27 protein-coding genes are annotated in these 26,903 nt (G+C 61.1%); 10 read left to right on the plus strand and 17 right to left on the minus strand.

The genetic code is table 11. The features are described 5' to 3' along the window. Positions 1 to 130: 130 nt before the first annotated feature. The 4 genes from nhaD to rlmF all read left to right on the plus strand — a co-directional run bounded on the left by nhaD (position 131) and on the right by rlmF (position 5,043). Complete coding sequence (gene nhaD, locus CDO35_RS21295; protein WP_099526582.1) at positions 131 to 1,507, plus strand: sodium:proton antiporter NhaD; 1,377 nt, start codon at positions 131 to 133, stop codon at positions 1,505 to 1,507. Positions 1,508 to 1,733: 226 nt separating this feature from the next. Beyond that, entirely contained in the window at positions 1,734 to 2,030 is a 297-nt protein-coding gene (locus CDO35_RS21300; RefSeq protein WP_099526583.1) for a winged helix-turn-helix domain-containing protein, read from the plus strand. A 12-nt stretch (positions 2,031 to 2,042) separates the two neighbouring features. Next, on the plus strand, positions 2,043 to 3,890 hold the full coding sequence (locus tag CDO35_RS21305; RefSeq protein ID WP_279432794.1) for an SLC13 family permease: 1,848 nt from the start codon (positions 2,043 to 2,045) through the stop codon (positions 3,888 to 3,890). A gap of 151 nt (positions 3,891 to 4,041) precedes the next feature. After that, a complete protein-coding gene (gene rlmF, locus CDO35_RS21310; protein WP_099526585.1) occupies positions 4,042 to 5,043 on the plus strand; it encodes a 23S rRNA (adenine(1618)-N(6))-methyltransferase RlmF in 1,002 nt (333 codons plus the stop codon). A gap of 59 nt (positions 5,044 to 5,102) precedes the next feature. Here rlmF and CDO35_RS21315 read toward each other — a convergent pair whose 3' ends face one another. Next, a complete protein-coding gene (locus tag CDO35_RS21315; protein ID WP_099526586.1) occupies positions 5,103 to 6,347 on the minus strand; it encodes an SLC13 family permease in 1,245 nt (414 codons plus the stop codon). A 95-nt stretch (positions 6,348 to 6,442) separates the two neighbouring features. Continuing rightward, entirely contained in the window at positions 6,443 to 7,216 is a 774-nt protein-coding gene (locus CDO35_RS21320; protein WP_099526587.1) for a substrate-binding periplasmic protein, read from the minus strand. A 328-nt stretch (positions 7,217 to 7,544) separates the two neighbouring features. On the opposite strand from CDO35_RS21320, the gene CDO35_RS21325 reads away from it, so the two are divergent. Continuing rightward, on the plus strand, positions 7,545 to 8,261 hold the full coding sequence (locus CDO35_RS21325; protein WP_243699117.1) for a substrate-binding periplasmic protein: 717 nt from the start codon (positions 7,545 to 7,547) through the stop codon (positions 8,259 to 8,261). Positions 8,262 to 8,320: 59 nt separating this feature from the next. Here the strand turns inward: CDO35_RS21325 and CDO35_RS21330 are convergent, their stop codons facing one another. The 12 genes from CDO35_RS21330 to CDO35_RS21370 all read right to left on the minus strand — a co-directional run bounded on the left by CDO35_RS21330 (position 8,321) and on the right by CDO35_RS21370 (position 18,171). Then, the gene (locus CDO35_RS21330) at positions 8,321 to 8,863 is read right to left on the minus strand and encodes a hydrolase (protein ID WP_099526589.1); all 543 of its coding nucleotides are present in this window, start codon (positions 8,861 to 8,863) and stop codon (positions 8,321 to 8,323) included. Positions 8,864 to 8,865: 2 nt separating this feature from the next. Next, positions 8,866 to 12,300, minus strand: coding sequence for an AAA family ATPase (locus CDO35_RS21335; protein WP_099526590.1), 3,435 nt, complete (start codon positions 12,298 to 12,300; stop codon positions 8,866 to 8,868). Between the two features lie 53 nt (positions 12,301 to 12,353). Continuing rightward, on the minus strand, positions 12,354 to 12,719 hold the full coding sequence (locus tag CDO35_RS21340) for a hypothetical protein (protein ID WP_099526591.1): 366 nt from the start codon (positions 12,717 to 12,719) through the stop codon (positions 12,354 to 12,356). A 68-nt stretch (positions 12,720 to 12,787) separates the two neighbouring features. Continuing rightward, a complete protein-coding gene (locus tag CDO35_RS21345; RefSeq protein ID WP_099526592.1) occupies positions 12,788 to 13,885 on the minus strand; it encodes a GGDEF domain-containing protein in 1,098 nt (365 codons plus the stop codon). A gap of 87 nt (positions 13,886 to 13,972) precedes the next feature. Next, positions 13,973 to 14,578 carry an HD domain-containing protein gene (locus CDO35_RS21350; RefSeq protein WP_099526593.1) on the minus strand — a complete coding sequence of 202 codons (606 nt, stop codon included), beginning with the start codon at positions 14,576 to 14,578 and terminating at the stop codon, positions 13,973 to 13,975. 83 nt (positions 14,579 to 14,661) lie between these two features. Further along, a complete protein-coding gene (locus tag CDO35_RS21355) occupies positions 14,662 to 14,937 on the minus strand; it encodes a hypothetical protein (protein WP_243699118.1) in 276 nt (91 codons plus the stop codon). A 109-nt stretch (positions 14,938 to 15,046) separates the two neighbouring features. Further along, a complete protein-coding gene (locus tag CDO35_RS21360; protein WP_099526595.1) occupies positions 15,047 to 15,310 on the minus strand; it encodes a hypothetical protein in 264 nt (87 codons plus the stop codon). 82 nt (positions 15,311 to 15,392) lie between these two features. Continuing rightward, the gene (locus tag CDO35_RS22860) at positions 15,393 to 15,899 is read right to left on the minus strand and encodes a HEAT repeat domain-containing protein (protein WP_143507358.1); all 507 of its coding nucleotides are present in this window, start codon (positions 15,897 to 15,899) and stop codon (positions 15,393 to 15,395) included. Between the two features lie 86 nt (positions 15,900 to 15,985). After that, positions 15,986 to 16,369 carry a hypothetical protein gene (locus CDO35_RS22865; RefSeq protein WP_143507360.1) on the minus strand — a complete coding sequence of 128 codons (384 nt, stop codon included), beginning with the start codon at positions 16,367 to 16,369 and terminating at the stop codon, positions 15,986 to 15,988. A 77-nt stretch (positions 16,370 to 16,446) separates the two neighbouring features. Then, on the minus strand, positions 16,447 to 16,953 hold the full coding sequence (locus CDO35_RS22870) for a hypothetical protein (protein WP_143507362.1): 507 nt from the start codon (positions 16,951 to 16,953) through the stop codon (positions 16,447 to 16,449). A 93-nt stretch (positions 16,954 to 17,046) separates the two neighbouring features. Further along, positions 17,047 to 17,247 carry a KTSC domain-containing protein gene (locus CDO35_RS21365; protein WP_099526596.1) on the minus strand — a complete coding sequence of 67 codons (201 nt, stop codon included), beginning with the start codon at positions 17,245 to 17,247 and terminating at the stop codon, positions 17,047 to 17,049. Between the two features lie 138 nt (positions 17,248 to 17,385). Continuing rightward, the gene (locus CDO35_RS21370; protein ID WP_099526597.1) at positions 17,386 to 18,171 is read right to left on the minus strand and encodes a hypothetical protein; all 786 of its coding nucleotides are present in this window, start codon (positions 18,169 to 18,171) and stop codon (positions 17,386 to 17,388) included. A gap of 575 nt (positions 18,172 to 18,746) precedes the next feature. Between CDO35_RS21370 and CDO35_RS21375 the strand changes: the two genes are divergently transcribed. After that, a complete protein-coding gene (locus CDO35_RS21375) occupies positions 18,747 to 19,709 on the plus strand; it encodes an integron integrase (protein WP_099526598.1) in 963 nt (320 codons plus the stop codon). A 73-nt stretch (positions 19,710 to 19,782) separates the two neighbouring features. Here CDO35_RS21375 and sbcD read toward each other — a convergent pair whose 3' ends face one another. Next, the gene (sbcD, locus tag CDO35_RS21380; protein WP_099526599.1) at positions 19,783 to 21,003 is read right to left on the minus strand and encodes an exonuclease subunit SbcD; all 1,221 of its coding nucleotides are present in this window, start codon (positions 21,001 to 21,003) and stop codon (positions 19,783 to 19,785) included. Further along, positions 21,000 to 21,419 carry an Lrp/AsnC family transcriptional regulator gene (locus CDO35_RS21385; RefSeq protein ID WP_099526600.1) on the minus strand — a complete coding sequence of 140 codons (420 nt, stop codon included), beginning with the start codon at positions 21,417 to 21,419 and terminating at the stop codon, positions 21,000 to 21,002. The genes sbcD and CDO35_RS21385 overlap by 4 nt, the downstream gene beginning before the upstream one ends. 123 nt (positions 21,420 to 21,542) lie before the next feature. Here CDO35_RS21385 and yjeH point away from each other — a divergent pair, with 123 nt between their 5' ends. From yjeH to CDO35_RS21405, 4 genes are all read left to right on the plus strand, one after another. After that, positions 21,543 to 22,796 carry an L-methionine/branched-chain amino acid transporter gene (gene yjeH, locus CDO35_RS21390; RefSeq protein WP_099526601.1) on the plus strand — a complete coding sequence of 418 codons (1,254 nt, stop codon included), beginning with the start codon at positions 21,543 to 21,545 and terminating at the stop codon, positions 22,794 to 22,796. A 152-nt stretch (positions 22,797 to 22,948) separates the two neighbouring features. Further along, on the plus strand, positions 22,949 to 24,274 hold the full coding sequence (locus CDO35_RS21395; protein ID WP_099526602.1) for a TAXI family TRAP transporter solute-binding subunit: 1,326 nt from the start codon (positions 22,949 to 22,951) through the stop codon (positions 24,272 to 24,274). Between the two features lie 265 nt (positions 24,275 to 24,539). After that, entirely contained in the window at positions 24,540 to 25,547 is a 1,008-nt protein-coding gene (yejK, locus tag CDO35_RS21400) for a nucleoid-associated protein YejK (protein WP_099526603.1), read from the plus strand. Positions 25,548 to 25,622: 75 nt separating this feature from the next. After that, the gene (locus CDO35_RS21405; protein ID WP_099526604.1) at positions 25,623 to 25,943 is read left to right on the plus strand and encodes a glutaredoxin family protein; all 321 of its coding nucleotides are present in this window, start codon (positions 25,623 to 25,625) and stop codon (positions 25,941 to 25,943) included. Between the two features lie 18 nt (positions 25,944 to 25,961). Here the strand turns inward: CDO35_RS21405 and CDO35_RS21410 are convergent, their stop codons facing one another. Next, complete coding sequence (locus CDO35_RS21410; RefSeq protein WP_099526605.1) at positions 25,962 to 26,897, minus strand: glutathione S-transferase family protein; 936 nt, start codon at positions 26,895 to 26,897, stop codon at positions 25,962 to 25,964. Between the last annotated feature and the right edge of the window lie 6 nt (positions 26,898 to 26,903).

Here is a 26,903-nt window from a genome sequence, read left to right on the forward strand (position 1 = left end):
AACACTCATCTCTTTGCTCCTTTCGCTATAAAAGCCTTCCCTTTTTCCAATTGTTTCAGGCATCTTCACCCGCCTGACAGCAGCCCTCCGGCACGTCCCCACTAATAAGAATCAGAGCGGAACTCCGAACATGTATGCGTTGATGGCACTCGTCTTCGTCCTCGGCTACCTGTGCATTGCACTCGAGCACCCGTTAAAGATCGACAAGGCAGCCTCCGCCCTGCTCACCGCCGTGATCGCCTGGACCTTGCTGGTGCTCGGTGCCGACAGCATCCTGCCACTGCTCGGCACCGGTACCGCCGGCTCCAGCACCAACACCCATCATGTGGTCGAGGAACTGCGCCACCACCTCGGCGAAATCTCCGAGATCCTGTTCTTCCTCATGGGCGCCATGACCATCGTCGAGCTGATCGACGCCCACGAGGGCTTCAAGGTCATCACCGACCGCATCCGCACCCACAAGCGCGTGCACCTGCTGTGGCTGGTGGGGTTGATCACCTTCTTCCTGTCCGCCGCGCTGGACAACCTGGCCACCACCATCGTCATGATCTCGCTGCTGCGCAAGCTGATCGCTGACCGCCACGAGCGCTGGTTCTACGCCGGTATCGTGGTCATTGCCGCCAACGCCGGCGGCGCCTGGTCGCCAATTGGTGACGTGACCACCACCATGCTGTGGATTGGCAATCAGGTCACCGCCACCGGCATCATCACCAAGCTGTTCCTGCCCAGCCTGATCTGCCTGCTGGTGCCACTGCTGATCATGAGCTTCCGCCTCAAGGGTGAAGTGGCTGAACCGCGTATCAAGGAAAGCGCCGAGAGCCGTCGCGATCCGACCACGCCCTTCGAGCGTAACCTGGTGTTCTGCCTGGGCCTCGGTGCGCTGATCTTCGTACCGGTGTTCAAGACCATCACTCACCTGCCGCCCTACATGGGTATCCTCTTCGGCCTCAGCCTGCTGTGGATCACCACCGAGATCATCCACCGCAGCAAGAACAGCGAAGAGAAGGACCCGCTGTCGGTAGTGGGCGTACTGCGCCGTATCGACATCACCAGCGTGCTGTTCTTCCTCGGTATCCTGCTGGCGGTTTCAGCGCTGTCCAGCGCCGGCCACCTGATCCAGGTGGCGACGCTGCTCAAGGACAGTCTGGGTAACGTCTACAGCATCGCCATTTCCATCGGCATGCTCTCGGCCGTAGTGGACAACGTGCCGATGGTTGCCGGCGCCATGAAGATGTATCCACTGGTCAGCCCTGAAAACCTGGCGGCGGCCGCAGCGAGCGAGCTGCCATGGCTGCGCAACTTCGTGGTCAACGGCAACTTCTGGGAAATGCTCGCCTACTGCGCCGGTACCGGCGGCAGCTGCCTGATCATCGGCTCAGCTGCTGGCGTGGCCGCCATGGGCATGGAAAAGATCAACTTCATCTGGTACCTGAAGAAGATCAGCGGCCTGGCCTTCATCGGCTACCTGGCCGGTGCCGTCACCTATATGCTGATGTTTGCCGCCTGATTGGCTAGCAGGCCGTTGAAAAACGTAGCCGAGGCAGCCAGTGCAATACCGATGGCGGCCCCACAAAAACAGGCGAAAAAAGCACTGGGCCCGCACTCGGGTTTACGAGTTGTAAATGAGCATTTTGATCGGACTCGCGCACGAGCCTGTTTTTAACGCAGCAATGGCAACGTAGGTAGTTTTTCAACAGCCTGCGAAGGCGCTCGGATACGAACAGGAAGTCACCATGCAGACGAGCAAGACCCGCACCAGCTTCTACCGCCGCCTCTACGTGGCCTGGCTGATCGACAGCGGCCAGGCCGTCAGCGTGCCGGCGCTGATGGATGCCACCGGCATGCCCCGGCGCACCGCACAGGACACCCTCACCGCCCTCGCCGAGCTGGATATCGACTGCCAGTTCGAGCAGAACGAGGGCGAACGCAACAACGCCGGTCACTACCAGATTCGCGACTGGGGGCCGATCGACAAGCGTTGGATCGCCGCCAACCTGCAGCAGATCAAGACTACGCTGGGTTATCCCTGAAATAATCGCTCCATACCTCTTGGAGCTGCGATGAATCCAGATCTGTTCTGGGTGCTCGGCCTGTTGGCCGGCGCCGTCACTCTTTTCGTCATCGGCAAACCACGCATGGACGTGGTCGCCCTGCTGGTGCTGGTCGCCCTGCCGCTGACCGGCGTACTCGACCTGCAACAGACCCTGGCCGGTTTCAGCGATGCCAACGTCATCCTCATCGCCGCGCTGTTCGTCATCGGCGACGGCCTGGTGCGCACCGGCATCGCCTACCGCCTGGGTGACTGGCTGGTGACCAAGGCCGGCAGCAGCGAAACGCGTCTGCTGATTCTGCTGATGCTGGCCGTGGCCGGCCTGGGTTCGGTGATGAGCTCCACCGGCGTGGTGGCGATCTTCATCCCCGTGGTGCTCGGGGTGGCTGCACGTCTGCGCATCGCCCCGGCGCGACTGATGATGCCACTGGCGTTTGCCGGGCTGATCAGCGGCATGCTGACGCTGGTCGCCACACCGCCAAACCTGGTGGTGCATGCCGAACTGCGCCGTGCTGGGCTGGATGGTTTTGGCTTTTTCGATCTCACGCCCATCGGCCTGGCAGTGCTGGTGCTCGGCATCGGCTACATGCTGATCGCCCGACGCTGGCTGGTACGCAGCGAAGCAGGTGGCAATGCCGAGCCACCACGCCTGACCCTGGCCGACCTTGCCGAACGCTATCGCCTGAGCGAGCGCGAGCGGCGCCTGCAGGTACGCACCGACTCGCCCCTGGCCAATCAGGTGCTCAACGAGCTGCAGTTGCGCCGTGATCATGGCATCAACGTCATCGCCATCGAGCGCCGCCAGCGCCTACGCACCCTGTTGCTGATGGCCAGCGGCAATACCCTGCTGGAGCCGGGCGACGTGCTGCTGGTGGATATCGCCAGCCCCACCATCGGCCTGCTCGGCAGCTATCAGGCATTGGGGCTGGAACCCATGCCGCTGCCGCATTCGTATTTCAGCCTGCACGCCCATGAACTGGGCCTGGCCGAGGTGGCGTTGCCGCCGGAGTCGCAACTGCCGGGCAAGACCATTCAGGAACTGGGCTTTCGTTCGCGGCACAAGCTCAACGTGGTCGGCCTGCGCCGCCAGGGCCAGGCGCTGGAGGGCGTGCTGGTGGACGAGAAACTCAAGGCCTCCGACACTCTGCTGGTGGCCGGCGCCTGGCGCGACATCCACCGCCTGCAGGGGCTGAGCCGCGATTTCCTGGTGCTCAGCCTGCCGGCGGAAGTGGCCGAGGTGGCGCCGGCTGCGCGCAAGGCGCCCTACGCATTGCTCAGCCTGGCGGTGATGGTGCTGCTGATGGTCAGCGGTCTGGTGCCCAACGTGCAGGCCGCGCTGATCGCCTGCCTGCTAATGGGCGCGTTTCGCTGCATCGACCTGGACAGCGCCTACCGCGCCATCCACTGGCCAACGCTGATCCTCATCGTCGGCATGCTGCCGTTCGCTCAGGCGTTGCAGCAAACCGGCGGCGTCGAGTTGGCCGTGGAGGGGCTGGTCGGCGGTCTGGGCGATGCCGGGCCACGACTGATCCTCGCCTGCCTGTTCGCCCTCACCGCGGTGATCGGTCTGTTCATCTCCAACACCGCCACGGCGGTGCTGATGGCGCCGGTGGCCATCGCCACCGCGCAGGCGCTGGATGTGTCGCCTCTGCCCTTCGCCATGACCGTGGCCCTGGCTGCCTCGGCCGCGTTCATGACGCCGATCTCCTCACCGGTGAACACCCTGGTGCTCGGCCCCGGCCAATACCGCTTCGGCGACTTCGTGCGCATCGGTGTGCCCTTCACCCTGCTGGTGATGATCGTCAGTGTGGCGCTGGTGCCGCTAATTTTCCCGCTCTGAGGTGCCTGCGGTGCGCACGGCGCACCCTACGAATCGCAAAGGCCGGGAGCATAGGATGCGCTGCGCGCACCAGCTTCCCTTGTCCCGAATGCAGTGCGTGCCCTGCCCGACTATGGGAAAATCCCGCCCCCCGAATCGCCGAAGCCCGTTCATGCCCCAGCCGCCGAAACGCCCCCGCAAGCCCGCTCCCGCCGCTGTGAAAACCGCGCCGGCCAAGGGTGAACTGCACCCGCGCAACCGCCACCAGGGGCGCTACGACTTCCCCGCGCTGATCAAGGCAAGCCCCGAGCTGGGCGACTTCGTCATCACCAACCCTTATGGCAATGCAAGCATCGACTTCGCCAACCCGGCAGCGGTCAAGGTGTTCAACCGCGCGCTGCTGACGCAGTACTACGGCATCCGCCACTGGGACATTCCCGATGGCTACCTGTGCCCGCCGATTCCCGGTCGCGCCGACTACCTGCACAACCTGGCCGACCTGCTGGCGACTGACAACGACGGGCAGATTCCCCATGGAGCCAAGGTGCGAGCCCTGGATATCGGCGTAGGCGCCAACTGCATCTACCCACTGATCGGTCATTGCGAGTACGGCTGGCAGTTTCTCGGGGCCGATATCGCAAACGCGGCGCTGGCCTCTGCGCGCGCCATCATCGGGGCCAATCCGCAGTTGGCGGGTGGCATCGAATTGCGCCAGCAGGCTAATGCCGAGCACGTATTTCTCGGTCTGCTGCAAGCGAACGAGGCCGTCGACCTGACCCTGTGCAACCCGCCGTTCCACTCCAGCGCCGATGAAGCCACCCGTGGCAGCACGCGCAAGTGGCGCAACCTGGGCAAGCTCGACCCGAAGCGCAAGCTACCGGTGCTCAACTTCGGCGGCCAGGCGGCCGAGCTATGGTGCCCCGGTGGCGAAGCCGCGTTTCTCAAGCGCATGGCCAACGAAAGCGCGCAAGTGGCGGAGCAGGTGCTGTGGTTCAGCAGCCTGGTCTCCAAAGGCAGCCATGTGGAATTGCTACAGGGCTGGCTGGCCAAAGCCGGCGGGCTTGAGGTGCGTATCCTCGGTATGTCGCAGGGGCAGAAGCAGAGCCGCCTGGTGGCCTGGACGTTCAAGAATGCCGAAGAACGTAGCGCTTGGAGCAAGAGTCGCTGGCGCTGAGACCTGCCGGTGCGCACAGCGCCCCCTAGCTGTAGGGTGCGCCGTGCGCACCGATCTCCCTACCAGGGCAACCAGCCACCCAACACCAGCCACAGCCCGGCCACCGTCATGCTCAGCAGCGTCACCGGTACGCCGCTGCGCGCATAATCGACGAAACCAAGCCTGACGCCCTGACGCTTCGCCCCTTCGGCGACGATCAGGTTGACCACGCTACCAATCAGCAGCAGGTTGCCGGCCAGGGTCGACATGATCGCCAGGCCGATCAACACCGAGTGCGACAACTCCGGCATCAGGCCCAACAGCAACACCACGAAGGGCACGTTGCCAATCAGATTGCCCGCCACCAGCGATGCGGTGGCCAGTGACACCACGCCCTGCGGCAACAGGCCATGCTCGGCCAGCCAGGTGGCTCCCTGCGTCATTTGCGGCAACTGCAGCGCGGCGCCGCTGACCAGGAACAAGCCCACGAACAGCAACAGCAGGTTCCAGTCCACCTTGTTCACGTAGTCGCGACTGTCCACCCGCCGCGACACCATCACCAGCACCGCGATCAACAGCGCCGATAGCTCGCGCGGTAGCGCCGTGGCGAACAGCGCCAGCAGCGCGAGACTGGCCAGCAGCGGTTTGAGATAGCTGTGCGCGCCGTAGATATGCTCGACCGGCGTATCGTCCTCGGTCAGCGGCCTGGCCTCGCCCCAGCGATGGCGCCACTGCAACCAGATCACCGCATAAACGATTGCCATCGCGATCACTGCCGGTGGCCCGGCCACGGCCACATACCCCCAGAAATCCAGACCACCGGCCTGGCCGATGAGAATGTTCTGTGGGTTGCCGATCAGGCTCGCCGCCGAGCCGGCGTTGCACGACAACGCCAGCGCCAGCAGAAACGGCCGCGGCTCCAGCCCGCGCAGATGCAGGCTGCGACACAGCAGCGGCGTCAGGGCGAAAGCGACGATGTCGTTGACCAGCACCGCCGAGAGCAAGCCGCCCAGCACCACCACGCCCATCAGCAGCACAGCCGGGCGCTCGGCATGCTCGGTCAGGTAGCGGTTGAGCCAGGCATACACCCCGGAAAAATCGAACTGCGCCGAGATCAGCATCAACGCCAACAGCAGCAACAACGCGCCAGGGTCGAGATGATGGGCCGCATCCTCCATGCTCAACGCACCGCTGACCAGCAACAGCACTGCCGCGCAGCAGGCAATCCAACTGCGATCGATGCGCAGGCCGCGAACGCCACCAGCGGCCATGCCTAGGTAGGTGAGAACGAAAAGGCCAAGGGTCAGCCAGGCAGCGAAGGTCATGCGCGATTCACCCAAACGGATGCAGGTTGGAAGCAGCGGACTCTAGCCATGCCATTGCCGCGCGGGAATAGCCACGGCTTGGTTTTTTGCGTGTTTCAGGGGCGCGACATGTAAGTCGCCACCCGCCCCAGATAGGCCGGCGACTCGCGCTGCCGCTGCACCTCGGCCCAGATTCTTTCGGCCAACTCGGGGTCACGCGCCAGCAGCGCGTTGGACAGCATCAGGTAATAGGGCTTTTCCTCGAGCAGTTGCGGCAGTTTCTCCACCCGCAGGGCCAACTGCGGATTGGCCTGCAAGACGAAATCGCCACGCATGGTCTGCAAGGCGACGGCCTCGACCCGACCGTGCACCAGCATCTGCAACAGCGCCAGTGGATCGCGACTCGATTCGTCCACCTCCAGCCCGTGCGCCAGCAGCAGATCGCGAATGGAGAAGCCACTGAGCGAGCCGACCCGGCCATTCACCTGGCTGAAACCTTGGCCATCCCAAGACACTGCACTGCCGACGCGGCGGTACAGGGTATAACGCGAGGTGTGCAAACGCCTGGCGGCATCCGCGCGGCCATCGGCATTGATGGGGTAATGGCCCATCTGCAGCCGCTCGGATTTGACGCTGGCAGCGAAAGCACCGTCATAGAGGCCCTGCTGCATGCCTGACAGACAGCGCTTCCAGGGTACCGCCACGTACACCACCTGCAGCGCCAGCGCTTGCTGTACCAAGCCGAGCAATTCCAGATTGAGGCCAGTGCCGTCGGTCATCACCCAGGGGTAGGAGTTCTGATCTTCATGACAGAACGTCAAGGTTGGCTGGGCACCGTAGCAGGTGCCGACCATCAGCCAGAGCAGGCAGCAATGCAGCGCTTTGTGCAAAAACCAGACTCCATCACCGGAACGCCTGAGAGCAGGCGTTCGATCCGCGGTTTGTCACCGACTTCTTGTCCTGCTTCAAGCATAGGCATATTCGCCCTGAGCCGTCTGCAGCAATTTGGTGCACGCCTGCGTTCAGCAAGCCAGAAACCGGGCTTCAAGCATTGCACTGCCTGCCAGCCGGCGGCATGACTGGGATCAACAGGGCAAAACCCTTAAAGTGCCATCATCCTGTTGCCCGAGCCGTCGAGGACTACAGATGCGTCACAGCCTGTTGATTGTGCTGTTTAGCCTGCTCTGCTGCAGTCCGCTTGGGGCTGCAGAGGCACCTTTGCTGCGGATCAGCGCCGGCGAATGGCCGCCCTATCTGTCCGCCAGACTCGAACACCAGGGGCCAGTGGCCCATCTGCTGCGCGACATGCTGGCCGAGGAAGGCTACCGTGTCGAATTCACCTTCCTGCCCTGGCCCCGCGCCTACGCCGAAGCCGCCGCAGGCCGGTTCGACGCCACCGCGGTATGGATGCACAAGACCGAGCGTGAGGCCGACTTTCTCTTCAGCGCCCCACTGCTCAACGAACAGTTCGTGTTCTTCCACCTGAAAACCCAGCCGTTCGACTGGCAGCGCTTCGACGACCTCAGCGGCATGACCCTCGGCGGCGGTCTGGAATACAGCTACGGGCCGGCGTTCGATGCCTTTCTCGCCGAAGGCAAGGTGCGCATCGAACGAGTGTCCAGCGACCGGCAGAACTTCGAGAAGCTGCTCAAGGAGCGCGTGGTCCTCTACCCGCAGGAGCTCAACGTCGGCTACGCCGCGCTGCGTAACGAGTTCTCCAGGGCCGATGCCGAGCGTATCACTCACCACCCCAAGCCGCTGCTGGTCAACCTCAGCTACCTGATGCTGCCCAAGCGCCTGGCGCAAAGCGAAGCGCTACGCGAACGCTTCAACGCTCGCCTGCAACAGTTTCGCGACGACGGCCGTTACCAGAAGTATTTCGACGACCTGCAGGCTGGCCACTACCAACCCGTACCGGAGCAGGCCAGCCCGTAGCCCGGATGTAATCCGGGGCAGCGCTACCAGACATTCCCGGATTACATCCGGGCTATGAATCAGCGAATAAAGCCCTTGCTGACCTCGCGAAACAGCTCGGTGCCGGCCTGCTCCAGCCACTCGAAGGCGACCATCTCGCGCGAAACGATCACCGCGCCGGCACGCTCCATGCGCGCCAGCCCCAGAGCCTTGTCGCGTGGCCGGCGCGATCCCACCGCCTCGTCGACCACGAATACCTCACGCCCGGCCGCCAGCAGGCCCATTACCGTCTGCAGCACGCAGACATGGGTTTCCGTGCCGCAGACGACGAACTGCCTGCGCTCGCCACCGGGCAAGTCGAACAGCCCAGCCCCGGCGGTTGCCGAGAAATGAATCTTTTCCCGCAGGCCATCGCCCGGCAGCAGCTCATGCAGGCCCGGCTCGGTATAACCCAGCCCCTTCGGATACTGCTCGGTGGCGATCACCGGGACGCGCAGGCGCCGCGCAACTTGCACCAGCCAGGTGGCCTGCTCGACCACTGCCGCGCCACCGTCGATGGCTGGCAGCAGCCGCTCCTGCAGATCGATCACCAGCAGGGTGGAATCCTTCGCTCGCATCAGCATCACTACGCTCCTTCCTTCACCGCAAAACGTGCGTCGAGCCTGCTGTAACCGAGGCCAACGCCCTTGTGCACCCGCAACTGCACCGGAATACGCTCCTTCATCGCCTCGACGTGGCTGATCACGCCGATGGTCTTGCCGCTGGCGTTGAGGTTGTCCAAGGCATCGAGCGCCACCTCCAGCGTCTCGCCGTCCAAGGTGCCGAAGCCTTCATCGAGGAACAGCGAGTCGATACTGGTCTTGTGGCTGACCAGATCGGACAGCGCCAACGCCAGCGCCAGGCTGACCAGGAAACTCTCGCCGCCGGACAGCGTGCGGCAATCGCGCGCCACGTCGGCCTGCCAGGTGTCGCGCACTTCCAGCTCGAGTTCGCCGCTGCCCTTGCGCGCCAGTTGGTAGCGGCCGTGCAGGCGCGTCAATTGGCGGTTGGCCAGGTGGATCAGGTGATCGAGGGTCAGGCCCTGGGCGAACTTGCGGAACTTGGCACCGTCGGCCGAGCCGATCAGGCCGTTGAGCTGTTGCCACAGGCGCTGCTCACTCTCCTGCGCACTGATTTCGGCGAACAGCGCCTGCTGGCTGCTGCGCCGCGCCTCGTCGGCCTGCAACTGCGCGCGCAGCTCACCTTGACGCTCGCTCAGGGCGCGCAAGCGTTCCTGCACTGCCTGGAGCTGCTCGGCCAACTGCTCCAGGCTCAAGGCGGTTTGCGCTTCGGCCGTGAGGCGCTGCACCTCGGCCTGAGCCGCCGCCAGCAGGGCCGAGGCCTGGGTGTGCGCACGTTCGAGATCCGCCTTGAGTTGCACCAAGCGCTGGCGTTCATCCTCACTCAACAGCGCCGCTTCGAACGCCGCCTGATCGGCGAAAGGACTGCTCAGCAGCGTCTGTTGCCAAGCCTGCTGGCAACTCTGCAGACGTTGCTGCTCACGCGCCAGCAAGGCCTCCTGGGCTTGCTCGCTGCCAGCGAGGCCATCGCGTTCACGCAGGGTCGCGGCCAACCGCTCGGCGGATTCACGCAGGGCCTGCTGCGGATCGGCTACCGCTGCCGGGGGCGCCAGGCTCGGCGCCCCCGCGTCCTGCCAACGCTGCTGCCAGTGCTCGGCCTGCGTCTGAGCTTCGTCCAGTTGTCGTTGCGCCTCGCGCGTGAGTTCGAGCAACTGCTGCTCACGCGCCTGTGTCTGCTGCCAGGCGTTCCAGGCGGCTTTCTGCTGGTATAGCCAGCCCGCGCCGTCGGCAGGCAGCTCGCTGGCGAAGCCTTGCAGGCAGGCCAACAACTCTTGAGCCTGTTGCTCTAATTCAGTCTGCAGCGCGCTCAGATGCGCTTGTTGCTCGGCCAGGCGCGCCTGGGTGTTGTCCAGATCACGACTGAGTATTGCCTGCTGCCGCTCGGCCTCAGCCTGCTCGCGCTCAGCGCTTTCGCGCAACTCGCGTAGACGCTGCAACTCGGTTTGCTGTGCCTGCGCCGCGTCCAGGCGCGCCTGGAGCGCAGCCAATTCCTGCTCGTGCTGCTGTTGCACACCCACCAGCTCGGCGACGTCCTGCAGGCGAATGTCATGTTCGCTCAGCTGCTGCTGCCACTGCTGATCCAGCGGCAGCAATTGCGCCTCGGCCTGAGCCTGTTGCTGCTGCACCTGCTCGATCTGCGCGGCGAGACGGGTCAGCTCGTCACGTAGATTGGCGCCCTGGCTCTCCAGCTCGGCCAACTCACTGCGGCACTGCACCAGCGCCTGCTCGGTGGCGGAGACGTTCAGCGCCTGGTACTCGCTGATCGCCGGATGCTCGTGCGAGCCGCACAGCGGGCAAGCGTCGCCCGGTTGCAGGCGGGCGCGATAGGCCTCCAGATCCTGAATGCGTTTTTCCTGCTCCAGCAACTTTTCCTTGTCGACGACCTGCTGCTTGAGTGCCTTGTAACGTTCGCGCAGGGCGTTGATCTCGGTGTTCTTGTCCGCCTGTCGGCGCTGCAGCTCAGCCAGGCGCGGGGGCAGCTCGGCCAGTTGTACGGCCAAGGCCTCGCGGCTCTGCGCCACTTGCTGCAAACGATCGAACACCCGGCTGCGCGCTTGCAGGCGCTGCCAGTCCTGGCGCAAGCCCGTCTCTCCTGCCTCGCCCAGCAGAGCCTGCAAGGCGCCCTGCCGCTGCCCCTCCGCGTCGCGCGCTTGCTGCACCTGCTGTTGCAGCGTGGTCAGACGCACACCCTGCTCGTCACGCTGGCGCTGCAACGTCGTCAGTTGTACAGCGGATTCGCTCTGGCGCGTTTGCGCTGTCTGCAACGCCTGCTCAGCCTTGGCCCGTTGCGTGAAGCGCTCGTCCCAGCCACTGAGCAACTCACCCAGGCGCGCATGCGAACTGCGCTCGCTCAGCCAGGCCTGCACATCGGCGTGCTGGTGCTGCGCCTGCGTCAACGCGATGTGCCGCTGCTCACGCCAGTGCCCCGCATGATGGCTGGCCTGCCACAGCGCCTCCCGTTCACGCTCGGCACACATTTGCATCTGCTCACGCAGTGCGAACAGACCGCGCTCGGCCTGCTGACTGTCGTGCTGCGCCTGCTGCCAGGCCTGGTGCAGCGGTTGTAAACGCGCTGCCGGCTCACCGGCGGCCAGACGCTGTAAGTCATCGGCCGCAGCAGCCTGACGTTGCTGGGCCTGCTCCAGCCCTCGCGCTGCCTCGCCGGCTTGTTGCTCGGCTCGCTGCAACGCCTCACGCCAGCGCTGCCCAGCCAGCAGCGCTTGTTGCTCAGCCTGCAACGGGGCCTGTTCCTGCGCCAGGCGCTCGGCTTCGGCCTGCAATTCGGCACGCTGCGCCTCGTCCAGCAGCTCCATGCCCTGGGCACGACTCTTCAGCAGGCCCAGCGCCTGTTCGGCGGCCTTGGTGCGTTCGTAAACCTGCTGGGATATCTGCCCGTAGACCTCGGTGCCGGTCAGCTCCTCCAGCAACTCGGCGCGCTGGTTCGCATTGGCCTCGAGAAACGCCGCAAAGCCGCCCTGAGCGAGCAGCATCGACTTGGTGAAACGCTCGAAATCCAGGCCGGTCAGCTCGGCGGTCAGGCTTTCCTTCTCGCGAATCTTGTCGGTGAGAATTTCACCATCGGCGATACGCGCCAGCTCCACCTTGGGCGCCTGTAGCGCACCGTCGACCTTGTCCCGCGCGCGGCGCTGGCTCCAGAAGGCGCGGTAGCCCTGCCCTGTTACCTCGAACTCGACTTCGGCCAGGCAATCGGCGGTGTGCCGGGTCATCAGCTCGTTACCGCTGGCCGACAGCGTGCTCATGCGCGGCGTGCGGTGGTACAGCGCCAGGCAGATGGCGTCGAGCAAGGTGGTCTTGCCCGCCCCGGTCGGCCCGGTGATCGCGAACAGACCGCTACCGGCGAAAGGCTCGGCAGCGAAGTCGATCTTCCATTCGCCCTTGAGGGAATTGAGGTTCTTGAGGCGCAGGCTGAGGATTTTCATGCACAGTTCGTAAGCCGTTGAAGGCCGTCATTCTGGCATATACCGGTAACGATTCAGTCGCGGCAATAACCTTCACCGCTGCGCACAGTCAGGCAGTTCTGCTTGTCCAGCAGCCATTTCATGCCGGTGGCTTCGCCGTCGGTGGCGCTGACGCTCTCCACCACGCCATCGCGCACGAAGACGATCTTCGCGCCCTGCGCACGGCCGACAAACCGTCGCGGGCCGTCGAGGTTGGCGATGGTCAGGCGGTAGTCAGCCGGCGTGCCGCTGATATCCAGGTAAGTGCCCTCTGGCCCGTTCCAACGCCCCAACCATTGCTCGGTCACCTTGGCATCCTGCTCGCTGGAAGATGTCGCGCAGCCGGCCAACAGCAGGGGAATGGCCGCAGCCGCGAGAAGAAAATGTGCCGCTCTTTGCATGACGCTCTCCACTGGAAGGGGTGTAGCGATTTCGACCCCGACCGCTCATGCGCGGTTCAGGCCCGAGTTCACAGTATCTCGATACGGTCGCGGCCATTGGCCTTGGCGAGGTACATCGCCTGGTCCGCACGCTCCATCAGGCTGTCCAGGCTCTCGCCTGGGCGATACTCGGCAATGCCGAAACTGGCGCTCTTGCGTTGCACACGGTCGAAGGCGAAAGCGTTGATGCGCTTCTGCAGAGCCTGCATGGCTCGCTCGGCGTGCGCCGCATCGATCTCCGGCAGGATGATCAGAAACTCCTCGCCGCCGAGCCGGCCGACCTTGTCCATGACTCGCACGCCGTCGCGCAACAACCCGGCAAACTGCCGCAGCACGCTGTCGCCCACGGCATGGCCATGGGTGTCGTTGACGCTCTTGAAGTGGTCGATGTCGATCAGTACCACCGAGAACGGCGTGCCGTAGCGATTGGCCCGTGCCACCTCCTCGATCAGAAAATGCAGAGTGCGCGCGCGATTCCACAGGCCGGTCAGGCTGTCGATGCTGGCGCTCAAGGCCAGGCTGTCCTGGTGCAGGAACATACGTTTATGCGCCTTCTCCAGCAGAAAGGCACTGAGCAGACCGAAGGAAAACGACGCAAGAATCCAGATCAGGTGCAGGCGCTGCATGCCGGGCGTCAGCGAGTGCTCCAACGTGACCAGCAGGATCGCCGCCAGCGAAACCAACGACGTGAGCATCGCGCGTTTCAGCGTGAGACCGGAGATGGCGAAGGTCCACATCAGGTTGAGGTAAATCTCCGGCGCGTAGAAAGCAAAGCGCGGCGAACCGAAGTTGAAGTAGAGGTTGGCCAGTACCGAGAAAATTGGAGCGGCGGTCAGTAACCCGAGCATCAAGGGCTGTCGCTTGGGTTGGAAACTCAGCAAGCCGATACTCAGTAACGCCGCTGGTACCAACAACGCATGACAGATCAGCCGCGCGACGGACTGATCGGTCTCGACGTTCTGCTCGATCGCGGCATAGATCAGATACAACCCGGTGGTAAGGAACGCCACGTAGCGGATCTGCGGAATCTTCGCTTGCAGGTACCAGCAGGCGAACGCCTGCCGAGTCGCCTCTGGCACTCCATGCAAAGGGTCAAGCGCACGCAGCAAGGCATTGAACAACGGCACTTTCGCTCCCCTGTCGAAACGCCACCATTCACAGCATAGAACGCTTGTTGCGCAGAATGCGATGTGGGCCCCGCTATTGAGTCGCCTTCAAACCACGCCGGCCAGATTGTTCCGCGCCTGCGCCTCATGGCGCGCCCTGAAATGATCCGTGCTGTAGATAGTTGGGCGCGCCAGAAATGACTGAAGAACGCTGCGCCGCTTCATGCGATAGACAAAGCCCGGCACCCAGGCGTACTCGGCGCGCACCTGAGCGTCGTATTCGGCGAAACGCTCCGGCGTGGCGCCGAGAATGGCCAGGTCGATATCCACCAACAACTGTTCATCCGGCTCGCTCGGCGTCGCATCATGCCGGGTGACAATGATAAGTTGCTCGACCCGCGCCAACGTCACCTGGCTGGCGTGACAGCTCGCAAGCACCCGGACGGCCCAATCTGCGCTAAGGCGCTCGTTATCCTTGCCGCGCACGTCGTAGATGGCGTCATGGAACCAGAGCGCGATGGCCACCTCTCCCGGTTGCTGCGCCAGATGCCGCGCCTGCTCGAAATGCATCAGGCATTCGCGCAGATGCTGCAGCGAGTGATAGTGCCGCTGCGGCTCCTCATAGGCACGAACGAGCTGCTCGAACAGACCTGACGGAGGCTGTAGGCCAAGGTCTGACCAGGCACTGGCCCAGGATGATGGCAGAGGTGTCATTTTAGAGGCTCGATAGCGTATTAGTTAAGGGCTGGGCTTTAGCCGGAACCAGCGAACTGGTTTGAACTAGCTGCTCCCCATTTCTAACTGAACAAGCTAGCAATCGCACTCGTTATAGCTTCGATAACTGCGAGGACACCGTCGATCATGGCTTCAACGGTGCCGGTTATCACCTCCAGAACTCCCTCGCTGCTCTGAACAGGAAGTACAGCTGCTCCAGCAACGGAAATAGCCATGGCTGCCATGGCAACGGCGCTGAAACCAATAGCCATGATGTAAATTGCAGAGCCCATAAGCAGGGCCGCGCAAAGCGAATTAAAGGCCCTCCGCATTCTTGATCGCTTTACTTTCTTTTTCATTTCAAGACCCACTTGTAGCTGAGTAAAAATACCAAATACATATAGTGCTTGGTTAAGGGGCGGGCTTTAGCCCGCACCAGTAAGCGAAGCGAGCGATTTGAACCACTAGTTAGGCATTATTCTGAGTCTTTGGAAATATGCGCTTTTTCCTGCGCAGCTCTCTTTTTGTGCCTTCAAGATGCTCGATAACTGCCAAGCAGATTGCCTTATTCAAAATTGTTTTTGGCACAAGGTAATTGTTAAATGCGAGGACTCCAATCTTGTGTAGCGAACAATCGTCAAGCTGCATGAGCTTTTCGGCAGCTTCAGGTTCGCCATACGCAATAAGCTGAGGTGCTATGTCGACCGGCCGGAAGGTGACTTTTGATTCCATGTCGTTGTGCTTACCTAACGTTTGGTTAAGGAGCCGGCTTTAGCCGGTCCCAGTGAGCGAAGCGAACGGTTTGAACCAGTTGTTAGGAATTGCCACTATTAAGCATAATATTGCGTAGAGCTACTTCTGCTTGGAAAGCCACGTGTTCGCTTTTGCTAGTTAAACAGATTTTTATGGCATCAATTTCCGCAGGGCCTACGGTGTTCATTCGGGCTAGTGCGCTAAGAGCGTCACATACGACAAATTCGCTGCTGTCCGATAACTTTTTCACAAAAACACTGTTTAGTTCAGCGCTATTTTTGTTGATTCTAGACAGAGCGTAGATTGAGGCTTGTCGTACGCCGAGATTATTGCTATCGGTAAGGTTAATAATTTTTGCGACAGCATTTATCGATCTTTCCCCTAAAGAACCTAGTGCGCCTAAACACCAGAAGACAACATCATCATTCTCTGATCCTAATGCATCTATAAGACTAGGAATGTCTACATCAGCATCGTAACTTAAACTACCCAATGCAAGATTGGCTGATTGCCTTTCACTCTCGTCATTAGATGTTATCCAGTGAATCCATTTTTGTGTTTGATTCATATGTCACTCGGAGAGTGCCTAACGTTTGGTTAAGGGGCGGGCTTTAGCCCGTCCCAGTGAGCGAAGCGAACGGTTTGAACCAGTTGTTAGCTGCCATAACCGAAAAATATATTAAAGAGAGCGGCAAAAGTAACATAAGAAAGCATTAAGGATGAAATTGATATTATGACGCAGTGAAACCATATAATTATTTTTAGCCAAGTGCATTTGAGACTTTTTAAAAAACCTGGCTCTGGCTTTTCTGGTTGCTTGTGATGCCAATGAATAACTGATGTTAATAGACTGAGCCAGCCGAGTGTGATTGCCGAACCCCATGCTGTTATAGAAACATATTCGTTATGCGCTTCAAGTATGAAAGAGACTAAAAGTACAGCGCCTAGTAGAACGCCGCACAAAAGCATGGCGCGATACATTTTTGTTTTGTATGGCGCAGCCTCTACGGCGATATGGTTGAGTACTGTAGGTGTCATGGCTGGTAGCTAACGTTTGGTTAAGGGGCGGGATTTAGCCCGTCCCAGTGAGCGAAGCGAACGATTTGAACCAGTTGTTAGAGGGAGCCATGCGAGGTTTTTGCTGAGCTATTTGGCAAGAATTTGCCAGCGATAACCTCAGCGTTTGATAACCACTCACTAAGGCCTGAGTTGTCCTTGAGCCCATGCGTCCAGCTGACTCTTGCGTTTTCACTATTACGCCAAACGGTAATTGAAAAGTAAACTCCATCAATGGTTAGCTCTGCCGGAGGGCGTGTGCTATTTGAGCTAACTATATTTAATGCCGAGTCAATTAGGCTCTCAGCTACGGCTTTTGGAATTACCACCTCTGAACCAAATGTTGTAGGGCCTGCAGCTAAAATGGGAAACCGATCTTCGCCTTTGGGCCACTCAATGCGACGAAGGAAGAACTGCATGGTCGACATGAAGACGTACCATGAGCTCCATGTTCTAATTGAGTCATCGATGGAAAAACTTAGCAGCAGTGAATTGGGTTCGCGAGGGGTAAGCCCAGGGTAGCTCCAAGGTGCCGCCATGATTTTTTCCACATCACGATTGAACACTATAGGGCACCCTCTAACGTTTGGTTAAGGGGCGGGCTTTAGCCCGTCCCAGCGAACGGAGTGAGCGCTTTAAGCGCATTGTTAGGTGTTTGCCTAGCACTGATAGCGGTCTTTTATGTGCGCGTTGTAGTAGCTGCCTTTTGATGCTGACCGCATGAAACCTTCGTATACATGTGCTGGAACGCGACAGAAGTCGTACGTGTGGCCCTGCTGAAATGCAATTTTCATTCTTTGGTTTGCCGGGTCGTAACCAATTGCAGTGATGGCTGTTGAACGTACACGTATCATTTCCATGGCATTCACCTAACGTTTGGTTAAGGGGCGGGCTTTAGCTCGTCCCAGTGAGCGAAGCGAACGACTTGAACCGCTAGTTAGCGGCTGTGGCGCTTTATTACCTATCAAAATCCGATGGTAAACGTCATGCTTGCCCGCCTACTCAGTGGAGGCTGGCTGGTCAGTCAAGCCTGCAAGTTTGCAGAGCTCCTCAAGATTAGAAGCAACGAGCGAAGGCCGCAAAATGTCAGCTGGGGCCGGCGAAAAGCTTTTATTCCCGAATTGATGCCATGAGCTCAAGTAGTTAAGCGCGGCAGCGTAGAGCAATACACCGAAGGTGGTTGGGCTTGCGTTGCAGTATGGAAGTGACTTGGCACCTACGACGTGCTGATTGAGCGCGTAGCCGTTGACCAAGCCTTGGCGGTGTAGAACATTCAGATCAATGACCGGGTTCAAATTTAGACGCTCAAGCTCCTTCGTCGCGAACCATACTTTTTTTCTGGATAGTTCGTCCTGCATTCCGGGATTAATAGCGGCGCCAGCCGCAGCCAGCATTTCATGGAGAGAGTTATAGATGACGAAGTGAAGGTGCAGTTGCTTTGAGGAGAGCGCTTTAATGCAGTCCACATAAATTAGCGCTGAATCATCTCTGCCATCCTCACTCCGGCTAGCAGCAAGAATTCCGCCGAAATACTCGGCGCACACCTCATCATCAGTTACGGCACCGTTCCAGATTACGTCTCTGGCAACGCGAAGGTTTGGCTTTGCGCCGTCGTTGGGATCAGCAACTTTTTTCGCAGCTTTGGCCAAAAGTTTGTCGCGATTTGCCGTGTACATTTTGTTTAGGTCATCACCCATTTCAGCAAGCGTTTTTCCAAACAGCTGCTGCGCGACATATGCAGCGCTCGCGACTCCTGCGGTGAGAACGATCTCTTCAGAGGCCAATTGATTCTCCTGTTGTCTATAAGCGCTAACGACTAGCGCACGTGCGCCAGAGCGCGTAGCGATTTGGCGTCACTGTGGCGCGCCTTGTTAGCCTGAGCAGATATACAACAAGGCAAAGCCGACACCCGAACCACAACAACGCCGCAAACGTGCAAGTAAAAACTAAACCAACAAACAACTGACCCACGCAGCTTTGCTGCCCACGGATGTTTATTGGCACCTGTAAAATTTACGTTAAAGACAAACTATCAGAAGGGATGCAGCGAGCACAACTGGCATATTAAACCTGGCGCAAGCGAAGAACTGCCAAACAGCGCCACCATCCTTGATGATTTGCCTTACCGGCGAAAACTATAAAACCCGAAAACAGGCTAACAGTGATTAGATGGAAGGCGGTACTAATCCGATAGTAGAGCCTTCCATCTAACTCCGCATTACCGTCATCACCGCCCTGGAAAAATTCTTTTCAAATCATGGCATTACCGGCCAGCCCCTGATGTCTGGATGTATTCGCTTGACTTCCTCTTTTTGCTCTACCATTACTACTGTACAAAAACACAGCCAAGGAGTCGGCCATGGAAAACTCCAGCAAACCTCGCCTGCAGGAGCAGTTCAGGGCGGTGATGCGCTTGCATCATTACAGCATCCGGACAGAAAAATCCTACTGGTACTGGATTCGCTATTTCATCCGTTTCCATAAACTGCGCCATCCACTGGAGCTTGGTGCTACCGAGGTCAATGCTTTTCTCACTTGGTTGGCAGTTGAGCGTCAGGTGGCTGCCGCCACCCAGAATCTGGCACTCAATTCGCTGGTTTTCCTATACGACAAGGTCTTGCAACAACCGCTCGGGCAAGTGGGTGAGGTGGTGCGCGCAAAACGCTCAGCGCGTATTCCCTGCGTACTTACGCATGAGGAAGCCACGGCGCTCATTGCAAGGCTCGGCCAACCGCATCAGCTACTGGCTTCGCTGATGTATGGCGCCGGCTTGCGGGTGGTGGAAGCTGCACGTTTGCGTATCAAGGATGTGGATTTCGATAAGCAGGTCATCACCATTCACGACGGCAAAGGCGCCAAAGACCGAACGACACTTCTGCCGGCGCCCCTGATCACACAGCTGCTGGAGCGCAGAGAGCGTATGTTTCGCGCCTGGAAGCAGCGGGACAGCTTTTATCACGCGCCCGTCAGCCTGCCATTTGCGCTACGTCGCAAATACCCCAAGGCGGGATGTTCATTCGAGTGGCAGTGGCTGTTCCCGTCGACCGGACTTTGCACGGATGAGGACGGGCAGATCGTTCGTCATCACCTTCACGTCAGTGCAATTCAGAAAGCTGTCAGGCATGCCGTGCGGCAATCCAATCTGCACAAGTCTGCCAGTTGCCATACCTTTCGCCACAGTTTCGCCACCGAGCTACTGCGCCGGGGGAGCGACATTCGCACAGTGCAGACGCTACTGGGGCATGCGGATATACGTACGACGCAGATTTATACGCATGTGCTGGGACAGGACTTTGCCGGTGTAGTCAGCCCGCTGGGGTGAGCGCGGCAAGCACTTGGCTGGGTTGTCGCGACGCCATCCCCGAATTGCATCCGGGCTACGGAGGCCTGTGCCGCTAAGCCTTGGGCAGCGCCTCCAGCACCTGCCGATACAGACCCTGCAGGCGCAGGGCATCCTCTTCTTCCAATGTTTCCTGCTGCAGGCGGCGGGCGAAGACGTCCTCCACGCTCAACTCGTCCAACGTTTCCCGTGCTTCGCTGGCCAGGCTAGCCACGGCGTTGCCGCGCTCGCGGCGGATACGCAGCACTTCCACGAGATGCCCTTCGCACAGGGCATTGATGCGGCTTTGCAGGTCGCTCAGGTAGTCGTCGGTGCTCACTTGCACTTCCAACCAGACAGGCCGCTCGGGTGTGCCTTGTGCAGCTGCGTCGGTGATGGAGCCTGCCAACTCCTTGAGCGAGCCGCGCAGGCTGGCCATGGGCTGGAATACCGGTACGGGCAGTGGCGTGATCGACTGCAGGGTGGCGCCTTCGAACGTCAGCAGCAGGACTTCCTTCTGCTGGCGCGCCTCGTCGAAGGACAGGGCAATCGGCGAGCCGCTGTAGCGGATGTGCTCCAGGCCGCCGACCTTCTGCGGACGGTGGATATGACCAAGGGCGATGTAGTCCGCCGGCGGGAAGGCGCTGGTGGGGAAGGCTTCCAGGCTGCCGACGTAGATCTCGCGCACCGACTCGCTGGCGCTGGCGCCAACCGTGGTGAGGTGACCGGTAGCGATGATCGGTAGCGTCAGGCCCAGCTCGTCACGCTTGCTAGCCGCCAGCTCGTACAGTGCCCGGTAATGCTCAGCGATGGCTTGCTGTAGCGACTGTTGTTTGTCCTGCGCGCTCTGCCCCGCCTGGCTGGCCAGCACGTCGCGCGGGCGGATGAAGGGAATGGCGCAGAGAATGGCGCCCGGCTGGCCAGTACGATCATCGAGTACCAGTACCTGTTCAGCCAGGTCGACGCCTACGCTCGGCACCACCTGGGTGCCCAGTTGCCCCAGCAGGCTGCGGCTTTCACCAAGCATGGCCGGCGAGTCGTGGTTGCCGCCGAGTACCACCAGGGCGCAGCCGGCGTCGCGCAACTCAACCACCAGTCGGTAGTACTGCTCGCGGGCATAACTGGGCGGTGCGCCGGTGTCGAACACATCACCGGCGATCAACAGCACGTCCACGTCGTGCACGCGCACTTGCTCCAGCAGCCAGGCGCAGAAGGCCTGGTGCTCGGCCTGCCGAGTCTTGCCCATGAAGTGCTGGCCCAGGTGCCAGTCGGAGGTGTGCAGGATGCGCAAGCTCATAGCGGCCAGTCCTTTACGACGACATGAGTCTTGACCCGCTGCATTTGCGGGAAGGCCTCGATGGCCGCACGTACTTCGCTCAGGCGCGCCATGCTCGGCGCCTCGACCAGTACCAGCATGTCGGTCTCGCCGCTGATGCCACTGCAATGGCGGATTTCCGGGTATTCGCGCATACGCTCGACGTAATCCTGACAACGGGCGTTTTGGTAGAAAAGCTCGAGATAAGCCCTGACTCCACCTTCGCCCGGCACCGCGACCTGGGCGTGATAACCACGAATCACCCCGCTCTCCTCCAGATAGCGAATCCGCTCGCTGACCGCCGAACGTGACAGATTGATCTCACGGGCGATCTGGCTGACGGAGATGCGCGCATCGCTGCGCAGCAGAGTGAGGATCTGGCGATCGAACTTGTCCACGGGAGCTTCTCGGGCGGCAATCGGATTGACGGTGAAAACCGCCATTTCGTCGGCAAAAGGCGACAGCCTGCAACTGGCCGGCGCCCTACCATGGCGGTATCTGGAAAATGATGAGCATACCCCATGAGTCGATTGAACAAGGAATTGGGCCTGCTGCAGGGCATCGCCCTGCTCAGCACCTCGCTGCTCGGCACCGGCATCTTCGTGGTGCCGGCACTGGCAGCCACGTCAGCCGGCGAGGCGTCGCTGTGGGCATGGATGATCTTGATTGCCCTGGTGCTGCCGGTGGCGTTCACCTTCGCCCAGTTGGGCAAGCGCTTCCCTCATGCCGGCGGCGCGCCGCACCTGATCGGCCGCGCCTTCGGTCTGCGCATGGAGGGTGTCAGCGCCCTGCTGTTTCTCGCCGTGTTGCCGGTCGGTTTGCCGGCTGCTCTGCATATCGCCAGCGGCTTCTGGCTGGCGTTGTTCGACCTCGATCGCAGCGGCCTGCTGCTCATCGAACTGGCGACGCTGGGCGCCATTCTCCTGCTTGGTCAGCGCCCACCGAAAGCATCGGGCATGCTCCAGGGGCTGATCGCTGTAGCCATCGTCGCCAGCGTGGCGCTGATCTGGTGGGTCGGCGACCTGCCGCGCGCCAGCCAGCCGTTGCTGCCGGCGATGGACGGCCAGTGGCACTTGCTGCCGACAGCGCTGGGGGTGATGTTCTGGTGCTTCGTCGGCATCGAGGCCTTCACTCACCTGGGCGAGGAGTTCAAACACCCCGAGCGCGACTTCCCGCTGGCACTGTTGCTCGGCGTGGTGCTGGCCGGCCTGGTGTACTGGGCCTGCTCGGTCGCGGTGCTGAGCTTTGCCACTTACGGCGACGTGCACAGCGACATCACCGCCCTGCCCCGTCTGTTCGAACAGCTGCTGGGTGAGCACGCACGCGTGCTGGTGGCGGTGCTCGGTTACCTGGCCTGCTTCGCCTCGATGAACGTATACATCCAGGGCTTCGCCCGGCTGATCTGGAGCCTGGCCGATGAAGGCCGTCTGCCGGCCAGGCTGGCCGTGCGCAACCGTCACGGTGTACCCGGCAAAGCCTTGCTGCTGGTAGTGATCAGCTGCGCGCTGTGCGCAATGCTCTCGGCCACCTTGAACCTGTCGGTGGACGATCTGATCCGCTATGCCAACGGCAACTTCGTGCTGATCTACCTGTTGAGCATGGCCGCTGGCTGGGTGCTGCTCAGTGGCGTCTGGCGCCTGCTTGCCGGTCTCAGTGCCCTGCTCTGCGCTGGGGTGCTGCTGATGCTTGGCGCCGATGCGCTGTATGCAGTGGCATTGCTTGGGGTGTTGCTGCTGCTTGATCGCCTGCGCACGCTGGGTAAGGCGCTGGCCTAGCGCAGCAGATAATAAGCACGGCAACGCAGCTTGCACCTTCCCGGCAGGTGACGGTCGAAAACGGCGTAACCCGAGCGGTATCGCCGCCGATGCGTGACCATCGTTGCTCGAGGGTTCTATCCTTGAAGCGACAAACGCTGAAAGGAAGCCCCATGCTCCGCGTACTCAATGACCTGAAAATCATGATCCTGGCCAACCTGTGGATCGTCCCGGTGGTGGCAGGCCTGGTCTGGGCACTGTTCCAGTTCGTCGCGCCGCCACCACCGATGAGCGCCAGCATGGCCACCGGCACCCAAGGGGGCGCCTACCAGCAGTTTGCCGAACGCCTGAAGGAAGAGTTGGCCAAGGAAGGTTTTGAACTGAATCTGGTACCGACCTCAGGCTCGCGTGACAACCTGCAACGCCTGCTGGCCAAGGACCCGCAAGTGGAGATCGCCCTGGTCCAGAGCGGCCTGGAGCGCCAGCTGGCTCCCGACGAGCAGCGTCAGCTGGAAAGTCTGGGGGCGATTTATCAGGAGCCCTTGTGGCTGTTCTATCGACGAGACGTGAAGCTGGATCGCATTGCCGACCTGCTGCCATTGCGCGTCGGTCTGGGCGGTGAAGGCAGCGGCACCCGTGCCGCCAGCGATGCCATTCTCGGCGCCAATGCCATCGAGCCGGAACAACACCCCGAAAGCTGGCAGAGCATCGGCGGTAGCAAAGCCGCTCGGGCGCTGATGGCCGGAGAACTGGATGCAGCGTTCTTCGTCGGTCCGGCAGAGAACTCACTGGTGCAGCAACTGGCGGCCAATCCGGACATCGCCCTGGCACACTTTCGGCGCGCCGCCGCTTACGAGGCGCGACTGCCGTTCTTCAATCAGGTAAAGGTCGGTGAAGGCCTGCTGGACCTGGCCAGCAACGCACCAGACCGCGACATCGTCACCCTCTCTCCGGTCGCGACGCTGGTGGTCAACGACGACTTCAACCCTGGCCTGGTGCCGCTGTTTCTCGAAGCCAGCCGTGAAGTGATGCGCAGCGGCACCCTGCTCGACGCCGCCGGCACCTTTCCCAGTGCCGAGCCTCGCACCTTCGAGCTGCACAAGGATGCCGGGCATTACTACGACAAGGGCCTGCCGATCCTGCAGCGCTACCTGCCGTTTCGCATCGCCTCGCTGGCCGACCGCTACATCATCCTGCTGATCCCCTTGATCGTGGTGATGATCCCACTGCTCAAGGCTGTTGGCCCGATCTACCAGTGGCGCATTCGCGCGCGTATCTACCGCTGGTACAAGTACCTGCGCGAGATCGACCGCAAGCTGCACGCAGGCTCCTTGCCCAACGAGCTGGACAGCGAAATCGAACGCCTGGAAGAGATGGAAGACGAACTCGCGGCTGTGGAAGTGCCGCTGTCGTACTCCAACGAGTTGTACGAACTGCACATGCATGTGCGCTACGTGATCGAACGACTGCGCGAGTTGCAACGGCGCCGACAGGCGTAAGGCGAAGCACGCTTCATCGACGCCCCGAAGCGGTGGATGGAAAAAGCGTCATCCACCATACGCTGCAACAGCAACGCCGCCAGTAGAGAAGCATCGCAGCTAAAGCCCCTCCCACGGGTGTTCGTGATACCCGTGGGAGGGGCTTTAGCCGCGATCTGCTGTGTGGTCTTCAACGCTTTTCACGGATAGATCCACACCCAGCCCCGCAATCCATTTTCTGCTTCGGGTAAACTGCGCCCCTGTTTCATTTGCCCACGAGACCGCCATGCCGATCCGCCACTGCATCGTCCACCTGATCGACAAGAAGCCCGACGGCAGCCCTGCCGTGCTGCACGCTCGCGACAGCGAGCTGGCCACGTCGCAAGCCATGGAGAACCTGCTGGCCGACCTCAACGAGAGCTACAACGCCAAGCAGGGCAAGGCCTGGGGTCTGTTCCACGAAGAATCCGGCGCCTACCCGTTCAGTGGCTGGCTCAAGGCCTATCTCGATGGCGAGCAGGATTTCACCGCCTTCAGCCATCAGGCCGTCGAACACCTGCAAAAGCTGATGGAGGAGTCCAATCTCTCCACCGGCGGCCACGTACTGCTGGCTCACTACCAACAAGGCATGACCGACTACCTGGCCATCGCCCTGCTGCACCACAGCGAAGGCGTGGCAGTGACCGACGCGCTGGACGTAACCCCGGCCAAGCACCTGGATCTCGGCCAGTTGCACCTGGCCGCGCGCATCAACATCAGCGAGTGGCAGAACAACAAGCAGTCCAAGCAGTACATCTCCTTCATCAAGGGCAAGAATGGCAAGAAGGTCTCGGACTACTTCCGCGACTTCATCGGCTGCCAGGAAGGCGTCGACGGCCCGGGCGAGACCCGCACTCTGCTCAAGGCCTTCAGCGACTTCGTCGAGAGCGAGGATTTGCCCGAAGAGCAGGCGCGCGAGAAGACCAAAACCCTGGTCGGCTACGCCAGCGGCCAGGCCAAGATGGGCGAACCGATCACCCTGGAAGAACTCTCCGGACTGATCGATGAAGAGCGCCCGAAGGCCTTCTACGAGCACATCCGCAACAAGGATTACGGCATGGCTCCGGAGTTTCCGGCGGACAAACGTACCCTGAGCCAATTCCAGCGTTTCACTGGCCGTGCCGAGGGCCTGTCGATCAGCTTCGAGGCGCACCTGCTGGGCTCCAAGGTCGAGTACGACGAAGGCCGCGACATGCTGATCATTCGCCAGTTGCCGACCCAATTGAAGGACCAACTCAAGCGCCGTCAGGATTGAGATGTAACGAGTGGCTGGATGGCCCGGCGCGGTTTAGGCTGACATGACCATGCCATCACACAAGGATGCGAAACCATGAAGACGATTGTGCTGCTGCTCGCCGCCCTGGCCCTTTGGCAGAACTGGGGCAAGATCGAGCGCTGGATCGACCCGCCCCAGGCGCGTAACGCCAGCGGTGAAGTGGTGCTCTACGCCACGCAATGGTGTGGCTACTGCGCCAAGACCCGCGCGCTGTTCGCCGAGGACGGCATCGCCTACCGCGAAGTGAATATCGAGACCGATACCGCCGGCCGCGCCCAATACCAAGCGCTTGGCGGCCGCGGTGTGCCGGTGATCGACCTGCGCGGGCAGGTCATTCACGGTTACGACGTACGCGCCATCCGCGCCGCCTACTGACAGGCGGCGCAATAGCCCTTAACGCGCTTCGATACGGAAGCCCAGGCGCGGGAAGTGCACGTGTACGATGCCGGCACGCTCGTCCTCGCGACGCAGAATCAGCTCGTCACGCCCGGCATGCAGCAACTCACCCTGCACCGGGTCGACACCATAGTCCACCGCAGCGATGCTCACCGCCTGGCCCGCCTTGAAGCCATTGGGGTCGACGAAATCTTCGTTCGGCAGCGCTGCCGGCGTCGCTTCACGCGCCACTGCGATCGCCTGTTCGCTGCTCATCTCGCTCAGCGAGCCATGGCCAAAGCCGAGCACACGGGCAAGCCAGGCGGCGACTTCCGGGTAATCGTCGACCAGTGGCGCGGTGACCGGCGTGCCGCGCAGGAACCACAAACAGTGAGCTACGGAAAAATCGGCGAGCGACGCTTCACCGAAAAGGAAATCGCCCTGCCCGCCTTGCAGTTGGCGTTGCAAGGCCCCCATCAGCGCCGGCCATTGATGCTTGGCCTGCTCCAGCGGCAGACGACTCGCCGTACCGCCGGAAAACAGCGCACCACGATCGGCAGCAAAGGCCTTGGCAAACTCCGGCGGCACCTTGGCGAAGCGCAGCGCCATCGACTCGGGTTGGAACACCAGCGCCACGGCATGCTGGAACAGCACCGAGTCGGCCCACTGCGCCAGCAGGCTGACATTGAACGCCTGAGCTTCGGGCAGCAGCGCCGGGGTAGCCTTCTCGGCTTCCAGGCGGCGAGCGATCAGCGCGGTATCGCAATAGATGTCGGCGCCAACCTGCAACACCGGGGTCTTGCGGTAGCCACCAGTCAGCGCAGTGAGATCGGGCTTGGGCATCAGCGGCGGGATCATCACCGAACGCCAGGACAGTTGCTTGAAGCCCAACATCAGGCGGGCCTTCTCGGCGAACGGCGAGGTCGGATAGTGATGAAGGATCAACTCATGCATGGCGCG

It is taken from the genome of Pseudomonas sediminis (genome assembly GCF_002741105.1).
GTDB lineage: Bacteria > Pseudomonadota > Gammaproteobacteria > Pseudomonadales > Pseudomonadaceae > Aquipseudomonas > Aquipseudomonas sediminis.

Bases quoted from the DNA above. Each gene is read 5' to 3' on its own strand.
- nhaD (WP_099526582.1), top strand. From the start codon at position 131: ATGTATGCGTTGATGGCACTCGTCTTCGTCCTCGGCTACCTGTGCATT.
- sbcD (WP_099526599.1), bottom strand. From the start codon at position 21,003: ATGAGCTTGCGCATCCTGCACACCTCCGACTGGCACCTGGGCCAGCAC.
- CDO35_RS21300 (WP_099526583.1), top strand. From the start codon at position 1,734: ATGCAGACGAGCAAGACCCGCACCAGCTTCTACCGCCGCCTCTACGTG.
- yjeH (WP_099526601.1), top strand. From the start codon at position 21,543: ATGAGTCGATTGAACAAGGAATTGGGCCTGCTGCAGGGCATCGCCCTG.
- CDO35_RS22860 (WP_143507358.1), bottom strand. From the start codon at position 15,899: ATGAATCAAACACAAAAATGGATTCACTGGATAACATCTAATGACGAG.
- CDO35_RS21375 (WP_099526598.1), top strand. From the start codon at position 18,747: ATGGAAAACTCCAGCAAACCTCGCCTGCAGGAGCAGTTCAGGGCGGTG.
- CDO35_RS22865 (WP_143507360.1), bottom strand. From the start codon at position 16,369: ATGACACCTACAGTACTCAACCATATCGCCGTAGAGGCTGCGCCATAC.
- CDO35_RS21410 (WP_099526605.1), bottom strand. From the start codon at position 26,897: ATGCATGAGTTGATCCTTCATCACTATCCGACCTCGCCGTTCGCCGAG.
- CDO35_RS21360 (WP_099526595.1), bottom strand. From the start codon at position 15,310: ATGGAATCAAAAGTCACCTTCCGGCCGGTCGACATAGCACCTCAGCTT.
- rlmF (WP_099526585.1), top strand. From the start codon at position 4,042: ATGCCCCAGCCGCCGAAACGCCCCCGCAAGCCCGCTCCCGCCGCTGTG.
- CDO35_RS21395 (WP_099526602.1), top strand. From the start codon at position 22,949: ATGCTCCGCGTACTCAATGACCTGAAAATCATGATCCTGGCCAACCTG.
- CDO35_RS21350 (WP_099526593.1), bottom strand. From the start codon at position 14,578: ATGACACCTCTGCCATCATCCTGGGCCAGTGCCTGGTCAGACCTTGGC.
- CDO35_RS21405 (WP_099526604.1), top strand. From the start codon at position 25,623: ATGAAGACGATTGTGCTGCTGCTCGCCGCCCTGGCCCTTTGGCAGAAC.
- CDO35_RS21365 (WP_099526596.1), bottom strand. From the start codon at position 17,247: ATGGAAATGATACGTGTACGTTCAACAGCCATCACTGCAATTGGTTAC.
- CDO35_RS21315 (WP_099526586.1), bottom strand. From the start codon at position 6,347: ATGACCTTCGCTGCCTGGCTGACCCTTGGCCTTTTCGTTCTCACCTAC.
- CDO35_RS21355 (WP_243699118.1), bottom strand. From the start codon at position 14,937: ATGAAAAAGAAAGTAAAGCGATCAAGAATGCGGAGGGCCTTTAATTCG.
- CDO35_RS21330 (WP_099526589.1), bottom strand. From the start codon at position 8,863: ATGCTGATGCGAGCGAAGGATTCCACCCTGCTGGTGATCGATCTGCAG.
- CDO35_RS21335 (WP_099526590.1), bottom strand. From the start codon at position 12,300: ATGAAAATCCTCAGCCTGCGCCTCAAGAACCTCAATTCCCTCAAGGGC.
- yejK (WP_099526603.1), top strand. From the start codon at position 24,540: ATGCCGATCCGCCACTGCATCGTCCACCTGATCGACAAGAAGCCCGAC.
- CDO35_RS21340 (WP_099526591.1), bottom strand. From the start codon at position 12,719: ATGCAAAGAGCGGCACATTTTCTTCTCGCGGCTGCGGCCATTCCCCTG.